Raw genomic sequence first — 12,732 nt, 5'->3', positions numbered from 1 at the left:
ATGATACAGATCAGTGCCCTGCCCGCGTTCACCGACAACTACATCTGGTTGTTACAGGATCACCGCACCCAGCGCTGCGCCGTGGTCGACCCGGGCGATGCCGCGCCGGTGCAGGCCTGGCTGGCTGCACATCCGGGCTGGGTGCTGATCGACATTCTGATCACCCATCACCACCATGATCACGTCGGCGGCGTCGAACGCCTGAAAGCGCTGAGCGGCGCCAAAGTCTACGGCCCGGCCAGCGAAAACATCCCTGGGCGCGACGTGGCACTCAAGGACAACGACAAGGTCAGCGTCCTCGGCTGGGACTTCGATGTCTATGCGGTGCCCGGTCACACCCTCGGCCACATCGCCTATTACCACCACGGCCTGCTGTTTTGCGGCGACACCCTGTTCGCCGCCGGTTGCGGACGCCTGTTCGAAGGTACGCCAGAACAGATGCACCACTCGCTCAGCCGCCTCGCCAGCTTGCCCGAGGATACGCTGGTGTATTGCACCCATGAATACACCCTGAGCAATCTGAAATTTGCCGCGGCCGTCGAACCGAGCAACCCGGACATTGCCGCCCGTCTGGAAAAAGTCACTCAGCAACGGGAAAAAGGCGTGATGACCCTGCCCTCGACCCTGGCCCTGGAAAAGCTCACCAATCCGTTTTTGCGTACCACTGAAACATTAGTTACACAAAAAGTGGACGAACGGGCAGGCGCTCAAAACCGGGCGCCGAGTGAGGTTTTTGCGGCTCTGCGGGCGTGGAAAGATACGTTCTAAGTGACTCACCATCTGGTACAAAAATTCTGAATGGTTGACCGCAGGGGGTGCGCTTTCTAGAATCGCCCGACATTTTTGCCCGGAACTTACTTCCAGCCAATGTCGTCATCCATACGTAAGTCCGTCAATTCAGACACGTTGACCCGCCTGGCTCAAGCCATCGCGGTCGCTGTGTCCGCCACGTTGGCGGGCTGCTCCAGCCATGCTCCGCAGTCCGAGGCGAGCCATACGCCGAACATTGCTGCGCGGGCCAAGCAGAAGCCGATCTGGCTGAGCGAAAAGCCAAGTCCGCAGGTGCCTCAGGACATCTGGGAGCGCATGCGCGGTGGTTTCCAGCTGCAGGACGGCCTGGGCGTCAACCCGCGCATCGAGCAGCAGCGCCTGTGGTTTGCCAGTAACCCGTCCTTTCTGGAAAACGCCGGCGAACGCGGCAGTCTCTACATTCATTACATCGTCGAGCGCCTCGAAGAGCGCAACATGCCGCTGGAACTGGCCCTGCTGCCAGTGATCGAGAGCGCCTACAACCCGATGGCCTACTCCCGGGCCGATGCTTCGGGCCTGTGGCAATTCATTCCGTCCACCGGCCGCTACTACAACCTGCGCCAGACCCGCTTTTATGATGGCCGTCGCGATATCACTGCCTCGACCACCGCAGCGATGGACTACCTGACCCGCCTGCATGACATGTTCAACGGTGACTGGCTGCTGGCCCTGGCCGCCTATAACGCGGGTGAAGGCACCGTCAGCCGCGCCATCGAGCGTAACGAAAAGCTCGGCCTGCCAACCGACTACTGGAACCTGTCGTCGCTGCCGGCGGAAACCCAGGCCTACGTGCCCAAACTGCTGGCCTTGTCGCAAGTGGTGCTGGCCCCGGAAGCGTACGGGGTGAACCTCAACCCGATCGCCAACGAACCGTATTTCCAGGTCGTCGAAATCAACCAGCGCATGGACCTGTCCAAGGTCGCGGCGGTGGCCAACATCGACGAAGACGAACTGTTCCAGCTCAACCCGGCATTCAAGCAGCGCACCACCATCGACGGTCCCCAGCACCTGCTGGTGCCGACCTCCAAGGCGCAACTGCTGACCGCCAGCCTGCAGACCATGCGACCTGAAGAACTGATCAGCCCGCGCTCGCTGAAACCGGTGTTCGACGGGGCCGACCCAAGTGAAGTGGCGAAGCTCAAGCGCGCCTATCGGGTCAAGCGCGGTGACAACCTCGGTTCCATTGCCAAGGCCAACAAGGTCGAAGTCAAGGATCTGCAACGCTGGAACAAGTTGTCCGGCAAGAACCTCAAGGTCGGCCAGACCCTGGTGATGCAAGACACCACCAAGCGCGCCCCGGCTCGCAACAGTGGCCGGGTCAACACCGTGATCGCGGCCAACAGCAAGACCAAAGGCAAGGCTGACAGCCAGCAGCAGACCCAGTACAAGGTCAAGCGTGGCGACACCTTGTATGTGGTGGCCAAGCGTTTCAACGTCGAGATGCAGCATCTCAAGCGCTGGAACCCGGGTGCCGGCAAGGCCCTCAAGCCTGGGCAGATGCTCACGGTTTATCAGCCGCATTGACAGAAGAGCCCCTGAATTTCAGGGGCTTTTTTTATTGCCGATACTCAGGCACCAATAAGTCCCTTGTGGCGAGGGAGCTTGCTCCCGCTGGGACGCGAAGCGGCCCCCTACAATCTTCCCGACAAATTCGACCTACCGGATTTGCGACTGCTTCGCAGCCGAGCGGGACGGTGCGACGTTTCGACAAGCTCCCTCGCCACAGTTGATCTGTAGTCAGGGCTATTCAGCGCACAATTAACAGCCCATTAACCCGCTATCTTTTTCCTGTCCAGACAAGCTGTTACTGTACGGCCCACAAAGCCCAAGCCGCCTGGATCGGATCTGACTTGAAGCGTCCCCTCCTCCTGCTCCTGATCAGCCTGGCCTTGAGCTCACCCGCAAGCGCGACGATTACCGAGAGTCACGGTTATGCGCAGTTCGGCACGCTCAAGTACCCGGCCAGATTTACCCACTTCGACTGGGTCAACCCGCAAGCGCCCAAGGGCGGTACGTTGCGGGTGATGGCGTTCGGCACCTTCGATACGGTCAATCCGTACACCTTCAAGGGCACAAGCCCGGTGACCACCCCGAATTTCCTGCAGTACGGCATCAATGAACTGAACGAACCGCTGATGATCGGCACCGGCCAGTATTCGCCCTCCGGTGACGAACCGGCGTCGAGCTATGGCTTGATCGCGCAATCGGTGGAGTACAGCGAAGATCGCAGCTGGGTGGTGTTCAATCTGCGCCCGGAAGCACGTTTTCACGATGGCACGCCGATCACCGCGTACGACGTGGCGTTCTCCTATCGCTTGCTGCTCAAGGAAGGTCATCCGCTGTACCGCACCGCGTTGCAGGAAGTCTCACGCGTGGACATCCTCAACCCGCAGCGCATCCGCTTCGTGATGAAGCGCGCCGGCAATCCGCTGCTGATCCTGCGCCTCGGTGAGTTGCCAGTGCTGCCGCAGCATTACTGGAAGGATCGCGACTTCAAGGCCACTACCTTCGAGCCACCGCTGGGCAGCGGCCCGTACCGCATCACCTCGGTGACGCCGGGGCGGCAGCTGATTTTCGAGCGGGTCAAGGATTACTGGGGCAAGGATCTGCCGGTCAATCGCGGCAAGTACAACTTCGATCGCGTGGAAGTCGAGTTCTACCGCGACAGCGACGTGGCGTTCGAAGCGTTCAAGGCCGGCGAATTCGACATCTACATCGAGCACCAGGCGAAGAACTGGGCCAACGGCTACAACTTCCCGGCCGTGCGCCGTGGCGAGGTGATCAAGGCGCAGATCCCGCACCAGATCCCGACGCAGAGCCAGGGGCTGTTCATGAACACCCGGCGCCCGACCTTTGCCGACGTCAAAGTCCGCGAAGCCATGGGCCTGATGTTCGACTTCGAGTGGACCAACCGGGCACTCTTCAGCGACGCCTACCAACGCTCCACCAGCTACTACCCCAACAGCGAGTTCAGCGCCAGCGGCCTGCCGGTCGGCCATGAATGGCTGATGCTCAAGCCGTACAAGGATCAATTGCCGGCGAAGCTGCTCACTGAACCGTTCAGCCTGCCGCAGACCGATGGCCGCGGCATCCCCCGGGAAACCATGCGCAAGGCCCTGGCGCTGCTCGCCGAGGCCGGCTGGAAACTCAATGGCCAGCGTCTGCAAAACGCCAAGGGCCAGCCACTGAGCTTCGAACTGTTGCTGGTCAACCCGAACCTTGAGCGGATCCTCCAGCCGTACATCGAGAACCTCAACAGCATCGGCATCGACGCGCGCCTGCGCACAGTGGATCGCGCGCAGTACAAACAGCGTCTGGACCAGTTCGATTTCGACATGATCCTGATGACGCTCAACCAGACCCTCAGCCCGGGCCTGGAGCAATGGCAGTACTTCCATTCCAGTCAGGTCGGGGTCAAGGGCAGCAAGAATTACGCGGGCATCGCCAACCCGGTGGTCGATCACCTGCTCGAACAGTTGCTCGCCGCGCAAACCCGCGACGAACAAGTTGCCGCCGGCAAGGCGCTGGACCGCGTGCTGTTGTGGCAGCACTACAGCATTCCCAACTGGTACCTCAATTATCACCGACTGGCCTACCGCAACCGGTTGGCCTTCGTCACCACGCCGCCCTACACCCTGGGTCTGAACACGTGGTGGCTGAAATCTTCGGAGAAAGCTCAATGAACGCCATCCGCGCCCTGCTTGTGCAGGCCAGCGGTCTGCTGTTCGCCGGGCTGGCCTGCGCCGCCCCGCAACACGCCGTGACCCTGTACAACGAGCCGCCGAAGTACCCGGCCGACTTTAAGAACTTCGACTACGTGAACCCCGACGCGCCCAAGGGCGGGATCTTCCGCCAGGCCGGGTTTGGTGGCTTCGACAGCCTCAACCCGTTCATCAGCAAAGGCGTGCCGGCCGATGACGTCGGGCAGATCTACGACACCCTGACCAAGCACAGCCTCGACGAACCGTTCACCGAATACGGCTTGATTGCCGCCAAAATCGAAAAAGCCCCGGACAACAGTTGGGTGCGTTTCTACCTGCGCCCGGAAGCCCGCTTCAACGACGGCCACCCGGTGCGCGCCGAAGACGTGGTGTTCAGCTTCCAGACCCTGACCAAGGACGGCTCGCCGCTGTTTCGTGGCTACTACAGCGATGTCGACGAAGCCATCGCCGAAGACCCGCTCAAGGTGCTGTTCAAGTTCAAGCACAACAACAATCGCGAGTTACCGCTGATCCTCGGTCAGCTCCCGGTGCTGCCGAAACACTGGTGGGCCAATCGCGATTTCACCAAAGGCAATCTGGAGATTCCGCTGGGCAGCGGCCCTTACAAGGTCGCCGAAGTGAAGGCCGGGCGCTCGGTGCGCTATGAACGGGTCAAGGACTACTGGGGCAAGGACCTGCCGGTCAATCGCGGGTTCTACAACTTCGACGTGATGACCACCGATTACTACCGCGACAACACCGTCGCCGTCGAAGCGCTGAAGGCCGGCCAGTTCGATTACTGGCTGGAAATGACCGCGAAGAACTGGGCCAACGCTTACAACATCCCGGCGGTCACCGAAGGTCGCTTGATCAAGGAACAGATCGCCAACAGCAACCCGACCGGCATGCAGGGCTTCGTTTACAACCTGCGCCGTCCGGTGTTTCAGGATGTGCGGGTGCGTCAGGCGCTCGGCCTGCTGTTTGATTTCGAATGGACCAATAAACAGCTGTTCAACGGTGCCTACTTCCGCACCCGCAGTTATTTCGAGAACTCGGAAATGGCCGCCACCGGCCTGCCCGACGCCGAGCAACGGGCGATCCTCGAACCGTTTCGCAGCAAGCTCCCGGCCCAGGTGTTCAGCGAAGCTTTCGAAAACCCCAAGACCGACGCCAGCGGCATGATCCGCGCCCAGCAGCGCGAGGCCTATCAGCTGTTGCAAGAGGCGGGCTGGAAGATCGTCGACGACAAAATGGTCGACGCCACCGGCAAACCGGTGGTCATCGAATTCCTCCTCGCGCAGACCGAATTCGAACGCGTGCTGCTGCCGTTCAAGCGCAACCTGGCCGACCTCGGCATCGATCTGGTGATCCGCCGTGTCGATGTTTCGCAGTACATCAACCGTGTGCGCTCGCGGGACTTCGACATGATCGTCGGCAGCTTCCCGCAGTCCAACTCACCGGGTAACGAGCAACGCGAATTCTGGATGAGCGCCGCCGCCGACAAACCGAGCAGCCGCAATACCATGGGCCTGAAGGACCCGATCGTCGATCACCTGGTGGAAAACCTGATCAACGCCGACTCGCGCAGCAGCCTCGTGGCTCACGCCCGGGCGCTGGATCGGGTGCTGCAATGGGGCTATTACGTGATCCCCAACTGGCACATCAAGACTTGGCGCGTGGCCTACTGGAATCACATCGGCCACCCGAAAGTCTCGCCCAAATACGACATCGGGATTAACACCTGGTGGGTCAAGCCTGACGCGAAACCCGCCATAGAAGTCGAAACCAAACTGCAAGCCGACCCTGTGGGCACGGAGTAATCAGATGCTGGCGTATATTTTTCGGCGACTGCTGCTGATCATCCCTACCCTGTTCGGGATTCTGCTGATCAACTTCGTGATTATCCAGGCCGCGCCCGGCGGCCCGGTGGAGCAGATGATCGCCAAGCTCGAAGGCTTCGAAGGCGCCACCAGCCGCATCGCCGGTGGCGGTGCCGAAGTGTCGGTGGCCGGCTCCGCCTATCGCGGCGCGCAAGGTCTGGACCCGGCACTGATCAAGGAAATCGAGCACATGTACGGGTTCGACAAGTCGGCCCCGGAACGCCTGTGGATCATGGTCAAGAACTACGCGAAGCTGGACTTCGGCGACAGTTTTTTCCGCGACGCCAAGGTTATCGACCTGATCAAGGAAAAGATGCCGGTATCGATCTCGCTCGGGCTGTGGAGCACGCTGATCATGTACCTGGTGTCGATCCCGCTGGGGATCGCCAAGGCCACGCGGCACGGCAGCCACTTCGACGTGTGGACCAGTTCGGCGATCATCATCGGCTATGCGATTCCGGCGTTCCTGTTTGCGATTCTGCTGATCGTGGTGTTTGCCGGCGGCAGTTATCTGGACTGGTTCCCGCTACGCGGGCTGACCTCGAACAACTTCGATGAACTGAGCCTGGGCGGCAAGATCCTCGACTACTTCTGGCACCTCGCGCTGCCGGTGACGGCACTGGTGATCGGCAACTTCGCGACCATGACCCTGCTGACCAAAAACAGCTTCCTCGACGAGATCAACAAGCAGTACGTGGTCACCGCCAAGGCCAAGGGCCTGACGCGCAATCGCGTGCTCTACGGCCACGTGTTCCGCAACGCCATGCTGCTGGTGATTGCCGGGTTCCCGTCAGCGTTCATCGGCATCTTCTTCACCGGCTCGTTGCTGGTGGAGGTGATCTTCTCCCTCGACGGCCTCGGCCTGATGAGTTTCGAAGCGGCGATCAACCGCGATTACCCGGTGGTGTTCGGCACCCTGTTTATCTTCACCCTGCTCGGCCTGGTGGTGAAACTGATCGGCGACCTCACCTACACCCTGGTCGATCCGCGCATCGACTTCGCCAGCCGGGAGCATTGAGATGAACCTGTCCCCTCTCAACCGCCGCCGGTTCGAACTGTTCAAGGCCAACAAGCGTGGCTGGTGGTCGCTGTGGCTGTTCCTGATCCTGTTCGGCCTGAGCCTCGGTGCCGAGCTGATCGCCAACGACAAGCCGCTGGTGGTGCATTACGACAACAACTGGTACTTCCCGGCGATCAAGCGCTACCCGGAAACCACCTTCGGCGGCGAATTCCCGCTGGAAGCCAACTACAAGAGCCCGTACATCCGCGAACTGCTCAAGGCCAAGGATGCGTGGGTGTTGTGGGCGCCGATCCCCTACAGCTATCAGAGCATCAACTACGACCTGAAAGTCCCGGCCCCGGCCCCGCCGTCGGCGGACAACCTGCTGGGCACTGACGATCAGGGCCGCGATGTGCTGGCGCGGGTGATCTACGGCTTCCGCATTTCCGTACTGTTTGCCCTGACGCTGACCGTGCTCAGCTCGATCATCGGCGTGATTGCCGGCGCGCTGCAGGGTTTCTATGGCGGCTGGGTCGATCTGGCCGGGCAACGCTTTCTGGAGATCTGGTCGGGATTGCCAGTGCTGTACCTGCTGATCATCCTCGCCAGTTTCGTCCAGCCGAATTTCTGGTGGCTGCTGGGGATCATGCTGTTGTTCTCGTGGATGAGTCTGGTCGACGTGGTGCGCGCCGAGTTCCTGCGCGGGCGCAACCTAGAATACGTGCGCGCCGCGCGGGCGCTGGGCATGCAGAACGGTGCGATCATGTTCCGCCATATTCTGCCCAACGCCATGGTTTCGACCATGACCTTCATGCCGTTCATCCTCACCGGCGCCATCGGCACCCTGACTGCGCTGGATTTCCTCGGCTTCGGTTTGCCGGCCGGCAGCCCGTCGCTGGGTGAACTGGTGGCCCAGGGCAAATCCAACCTCCAGGCACCGTGGCTGGGCATTAGCGCGTTCGCCGTGCTGGCGCTGATGTTGAGTCTGCTGGTGTTTATCGGCGAGTCCGCTCGCGATGCCTTCGATCCGAGGAAGTGAAATGAATCAGGACAATCTGATCGAAGTGCGCGACCTCGCCGTCGAGTTCGGCTTGAACGAGCGGCGGCACCGAGTAGTCGAGGGCGTGAGTTTCGACATCAAGCGCGGTGAAACCCTGGCGCTGGTCGGCGAGTCCGGCTCGGGCAAATCAGTGACGGCGCACTCGATCCTGCGCCTGCTGCCCTACCCGCTGGCCCGACATCCAGCCGGCAGCATCAACTATGCGGGGCAGAATCTGCTCGGCCTGAGCGAAAAAACCATCCGCCACATCCGCGGCAACCGGATCGCGATGATTTTTCAGGAACCGATGACTTCGCTCAACCCGCTGCATTCGATCGAGAAGCAGATCAACGAGGTGCTGGGCATCCACAAGGGCCTGACCGGTAAAGTCGCAACCAAGCGCACGCTGGAGCTTTTGGAGATGGTTGGCATCCCCGAGCCGCACAAGCGCCTCAAGGCCCTGCCCCACGAATTGTCCGGTGGCCAGCGCCAGCGAGTGATGATCGCCATGGCCCTGGCCAACGAGCCGGAGTTGCTGATCGCCGACGAACCGACCACCGCACTGGACGTGACCGTTCAGCTGAAAATCCTCGATTTGCTCAAGGAACTTCAGGCTCGATTGGGCATGTCGCTGCTACTGATCAGTCACGATTTGAACCTGGTGCGAAGAATTGCGCATCGCGTATGTGTCATGCAGCGCGGTTGCATCGTCGAACAGGCATCGTGCGCAGAGCTGTTCCGTTCGCCGCAGCATCCGTACACTCGGGAATTGCTCGGCGCGGAGCCCAGCGGAGGCCCGGCGACCAATAAAATCGGGGCGCCGCTGCTCGAAGTCGAGAACCTGAAAGTCTGGTTCCCGATCAAGAAAGGCCTGCTCAAGCGCACGGTGGATTACGTCAAGGCAGTGGACGGCATCAATTTCAGCCTGCCTCAGGGACAGACTCTGGGGATCGTGGGGGAAAGCGGTTCCGGCAAATCCACGCTGGGTCTGGCGATTTTGCGGCTGATCGGCAGCAAAGGCGCCATTCGCTTTGAGGGCAAACAGCTAGACTGCCTGACGCAGAACGAGGTTCGTCCGTTGCGTCGGGAGATGCAGGTGGTGTTTCAGGATCCGTTCGGCAGCCTGAGCCCGCGGATGTGCGTGAGCGACATCGTTGGCGAAGGCCTGCGGATTCACAAGATGGGCACCGCCGCCGAGCAGGAAGCGGCGATCATTGCGGCATTGAAGGAGGTAGGTCTGGATCCGGAAACCCGGCACCGCTACCCCCACGAATTTTCCGGTGGGCAACGGCAACGTATCGCCATTGCCCGGGCTTTGGTGCTGAAACCGGCGCTGATCCTGCTGGACGAGCCGACGTCGGCGCTCGACCGCACGGTGCAGCGGCAAGTGGTGGAGCTGTTGCGTTCACTGCAAGCCAAGTACAACCTGACGTATTTGTTCATCAGCCATGACCTGGCTGTCGTCAAAGCGCTGAGCCACCAGTTGATGGTGGTCAAGCATGGCCAAGTGGTCGAACAGGGAGCTGCGCAAGATATTTTTGCCGCCCCCAAACATCCGTATACACAGCAGTTGCTGGAAGCCGCTTTTTTGGCACCAGCCACTGCGCAATAACCTGAAAGAGGAGCAACACATGGGTTTTCTCGCCGGTAAGCGCGTACTGATCGTCGGTGTCGCCAGCAAGCTGTCCATCGCATCCGGCATCGCTGCCGCCATGCATCGCGAGGGCGCTGAGCTTGCCTTCACTTATCAGAACGACAAACTCAAGGGTCGCGTTGAAGAGTTCGCACAGGGCTGGGGTTCGAGCCCTGAGCTGTGCTTCCCGTGCGACGTGGCCAGCGATGAAGAAATCGCCAAGGTCTTCGAAGAGTTGAGCAAGAAGTGGGACGGCCTGGACTGCATCGTGCACTCCGTCGGCTTCGCCCCGGGCGACCAACTGGACGGCGACTTCACCGAAGCCACCACCCGTGAAGGTTTCCGCATCGCTCACGACATCAGCGCCTACAGCTTCGTGGCCCTGGCCAAGGCTGGCCGCGAAATGATGAAAGGCCGCAACGGCAGCCTGCTGACCCTGTCGTACCTGGGCGCCGAGCGCACCATGCCGAACTACAACGTGATGGGCATGGCCAAGGCTTCGCTGGAAGCTGGCGTGCGTTACCTGGCCGGCTCCCTGGGCCCGGACGGCACCCGCGTCAACTGCGTATCGGCCGGCCCGATCCGTACCCTGGCAGCCTCGGGCATCAAGAACTTCCGCAAGATGCTGGCCGCCAACGAAGCGCAAACCCCACTGCGCCGCAACGTCACCATCGAAGAAGTCGGCAACGCCGGCGCCTTCCTGTGCTCCGACCTGGCGTCGGGCATCAGCGGTGAAATCATGTACGTCGACGGCGGCTTCAACACCACCGCGATGGGCAATATCGAAGAGTAATCTTCGGTCTGCCAATAAAAAACCCGCCTCTTAAGGCGGGTTTTTTGTGCCGGTAACACTGCCCTCCCTGTGGGAGCGGGCTTGCTCGCGAAGGCATTCCTTCAGGCAATTACTCATGGCCTGACACACCGCTTTCGCGAGCAAGCCCGCTCCCACAGGGGATAGGGGATTACTCGAGGCACTGCGCAAACAGTTTTTGAATCGGCTGATTACGCTGGCTATAGCGCTGCAACAGGACCATCTCGCGGTAGAACGTCAGCTCACCCAGCTCGATCACCCTGACCTTGAGCGGATGCTCCAGCCACAATCCGGCCTTGGGCAACAGCGAAACGCCCAGCCCGGACTCGACCATCTTCACGATCGCTTCCAGCTCATCCAGCTCCAGCGCCACGTCAACCTCGATCCGCTGCTCGCGCAGAAACCGCGTCACCAACCGCCCGCCGAATGAATTGCGGTCATAGCGCACCTGCGGCTGTTCGGCGAGCAGGCGCAGCGGATCGTCGCCCTCGACTTGCAGCGGCACGATCAGCACAAACGGCTCGCGACGAATCACCTGCGCCGACAATTCCTTGGGCAGCTCGAACGGCGGTTTGATCATGATTGCCAGATCCACCTCACCGGCATCAACCTGACTCAACAGATTCAGCGACACCCCCGGCACCAGTTTCGGCTCCAGCCCCGGTGCCTGCTGACGCAAGCGCAACAGCGCCTGGGGCAACAACCCGGTTTGCGCGGTGGCCACCGCGCCGATTTTCAACTCGCCCCGAAACTCGCTGACATCCTCGCTCTCGCCCATACGGCTGAAGATCGCGAGCATCTCCTGCGCCATCGGCAAGGCGCGCTGCCCGACCGGATTGAGCGTCGCCTGGCGACCGGTGCGGTCGAACAGGCGAATGCCCAGGGCCTGTTCAAGATTGCGGATCTGCGCGCTGACTGCCGATTGCGTAAGACCGATGTGCAAACCGGCGGCGGCAAACGTGCCGTGGCGCGCCACCGCGAGAAAGGTCTTGAGTTCACGCAGCATGCACACCTCGACTGATCGAAATAATTTGAGCTCGACGCAAAAACTATCGTCTTTCAATCACATTTCACAGCACTAAACTCAATCCACTTCCCCTGATCGAGAATCCCCCATGCAGCTCAGCCCTTTTCACTTGGCCATCCCCGTCTATGACCTGGCCGCCGCACGGCACTTTTACCGCGAAGTCTTCGGGCTGGAGGAAGGTCGTTCCAGCGAGCATTGGGTCGACTTCAATTTCTTCGGCCATCAACTGGTGATTCATCTGGCGCCAAAAAACGCTTCCCAGGAAGCCGCACACACCAATGCGGTGGACGGGCATGACGTGCCGGTGCCGCATTTCGGGGTGGTGCTGGGGATGGCGCAGTGGCAGGCGCTGGCCGAACGCCTGACGTCACTGGGCACGCGGTTCGTGATTGAACCGGGGATCCGCTTTCAGGGATTGGTGGGCGAACAGGCGACGATGTTTCTGTACGACCCGTGCGGCAATGCGCTGGAATTCAAGGCGTTCAAGGACATCGGACAGTTGTTTGCCAAATAGAGCATCGCTGGCCAGCCAGCTCCCACAGGGTCCTGCGCAGCACCGGGATTTCGTGAACACCCGAGAAACCTGTGGGAGTGGGCTTGCTCACGAAGAGGCCGGTACATTCAACATGTATCCCACCTGACCGGACGCTTTCGCGAGCAAGCCCGCTCCCACAGGGGGCCTGCGCAGCACCGGGAGTTCGTGAACACCCGAGAAACCTGTGGGAGTGGGCTTGCTCACGAAGAGGCCGGTACATTCAACATGGATACCACCTGACCGGACGCCTTCGCGAGCAAGCCCGCTCCCACAGGGGGCCTGCGCAGCACCGGGAT

The 12,732-nt window shown here is 60.9% G+C and carries 10 protein-coding genes; 9 read left to right on the top strand and 1 reads right to left on the bottom strand.

Annotated features, from left to right (window positions below):
• From gloB to fabI, 8 genes are all read left to right on the top strand, one after another.
• Positions 1–768 (top strand): hydroxyacylglutathione hydrolase, encoded by a 768-nt coding sequence (gloB, locus tag LCH64_RS26660; RefSeq protein WP_226501786.1) that lies wholly within the window; start codon positions 1–3, stop codon positions 766–768.
• 99 nt (positions 769–867) lie between these two features.
• Positions 868–2,334 (top strand): LysM peptidoglycan-binding domain-containing protein, encoded by a 1,467-nt coding sequence (locus LCH64_RS26655; protein ID WP_003224155.1) that lies wholly within the window; start codon positions 868–870, stop codon positions 2,332–2,334.
• 326 nt (positions 2,335–2,660) lie between these two features.
• Positions 2,661–4,493, top strand: coding sequence for an extracellular solute-binding protein (locus tag LCH64_RS26650; RefSeq protein ID WP_226501785.1), 1,833 nt, complete (start codon positions 2,661–2,663; stop codon positions 4,491–4,493).
• Positions 4,490–6,331, top strand: a complete 1,842-nt coding sequence (locus tag LCH64_RS26645) for an extracellular solute-binding protein (protein ID WP_003224151.1) — start codon at positions 4,490–4,492, stop codon at positions 6,329–6,331. Before LCH64_RS26650 ends, LCH64_RS26645 begins: the two co-directional genes overlap by 4 nt.
• 4 nt (positions 6,332–6,335) lie before the next feature.
• Positions 6,336–7,409, top strand: a complete 1,074-nt coding sequence (locus tag LCH64_RS26640; RefSeq protein ID WP_003224148.1) for a microcin C ABC transporter permease YejB — start codon at positions 6,336–6,338, stop codon at positions 7,407–7,409.
• Between the two features lies 1 nt (position 7,410).
• Positions 7,411–8,430, top strand: coding sequence for an ABC transporter permease (locus LCH64_RS26635; RefSeq protein WP_103485052.1), 1,020 nt, complete (start codon positions 7,411–7,413; stop codon positions 8,428–8,430).
• Between the two features lies 1 nt (position 8,431).
• Positions 8,432–10,042 (top strand): ABC transporter ATP-binding protein, encoded by a 1,611-nt coding sequence (locus LCH64_RS26630; protein WP_103485053.1) that lies wholly within the window; start codon positions 8,432–8,434, stop codon positions 10,040–10,042.
• Positions 10,043–10,061: 19 nt separating this feature from the next.
• The gene (fabI, locus tag LCH64_RS26625) at positions 10,062–10,856 is read left to right on the top strand and encodes an enoyl-ACP reductase FabI (protein ID WP_003202751.1); all 795 of its coding nucleotides are present in this window, start codon (positions 10,062–10,064) and stop codon (positions 10,854–10,856) included.
• Between the two features lie 169 nt (positions 10,857–11,025).
• Here fabI and LCH64_RS26620 read toward each other — a convergent pair whose 3' ends face one another.
• On the bottom strand, positions 11,026–11,880 hold the full coding sequence (locus LCH64_RS26620; protein WP_226501784.1) for a LysR family transcriptional regulator: 855 nt from the start codon (positions 11,878–11,880) through the stop codon (positions 11,026–11,028).
• A 109-nt stretch (positions 11,881–11,989) separates the two neighbouring features.
• Between LCH64_RS26620 and LCH64_RS26615 the strand changes: the two genes are divergently transcribed.
• Positions 11,990–12,415 carry a VOC family protein gene (locus LCH64_RS26615; protein ID WP_103522343.1) on the top strand — a complete coding sequence of 142 codons (426 nt, stop codon included), beginning with the start codon at positions 11,990–11,992 and terminating at the stop codon, positions 12,413–12,415.
• The last annotated feature ends 317 nt before the right edge of the window (positions 12,416–12,732 follow it).

Origin of the sequence: Pseudomonas sp. MWU16-30322 (genome assembly GCF_020515535.1) — a bacterium.
GTDB lineage: Bacteria > Pseudomonadota > Gammaproteobacteria > Pseudomonadales > Pseudomonadaceae > Aquipseudomonas > Aquipseudomonas fluorescens_H.
This window is presented reverse-complemented; position numbering and strand designations above follow the sequence as displayed.

What these genes read in the sequence shown, in the direction of transcription:
- gloB (WP_226501786.1), top strand. Translation starts at nt 1, where the DNA reads ATGATACAGATCAGTGCCCTGCCCGCGTTCACCGACAACTACATCTGG.
- LCH64_RS26655 (WP_003224155.1), top strand. Translation starts at nt 868, where the DNA reads ATGTCGTCATCCATACGTAAGTCCGTCAATTCAGACACGTTGACCCGC.
- LCH64_RS26645 (WP_003224151.1), top strand. Translation starts at nt 4,490, where the DNA reads ATGAACGCCATCCGCGCCCTGCTTGTGCAGGCCAGCGGTCTGCTGTTC.
- LCH64_RS26640 (WP_003224148.1), top strand. Translation starts at nt 6,336, where the DNA reads ATGCTGGCGTATATTTTTCGGCGACTGCTGCTGATCATCCCTACCCTG.
- LCH64_RS26635 (WP_103485052.1), top strand. Translation starts at nt 7,411, where the DNA reads ATGAACCTGTCCCCTCTCAACCGCCGCCGGTTCGAACTGTTCAAGGCC.
- LCH64_RS26630 (WP_103485053.1), top strand. Translation starts at nt 8,432, where the DNA reads ATGAATCAGGACAATCTGATCGAAGTGCGCGACCTCGCCGTCGAGTTC.
- fabI (WP_003202751.1), top strand. Translation starts at nt 10,062, where the DNA reads ATGGGTTTTCTCGCCGGTAAGCGCGTACTGATCGTCGGTGTCGCCAGC.
- LCH64_RS26620 (WP_226501784.1), bottom strand. Translation starts at nt 11,880, where the DNA reads ATGCTGCGTGAACTCAAGACCTTTCTCGCGGTGGCGCGCCACGGCACG.
- LCH64_RS26615 (WP_103522343.1), top strand. Translation starts at nt 11,990, where the DNA reads ATGCAGCTCAGCCCTTTTCACTTGGCCATCCCCGTCTATGACCTGGCC.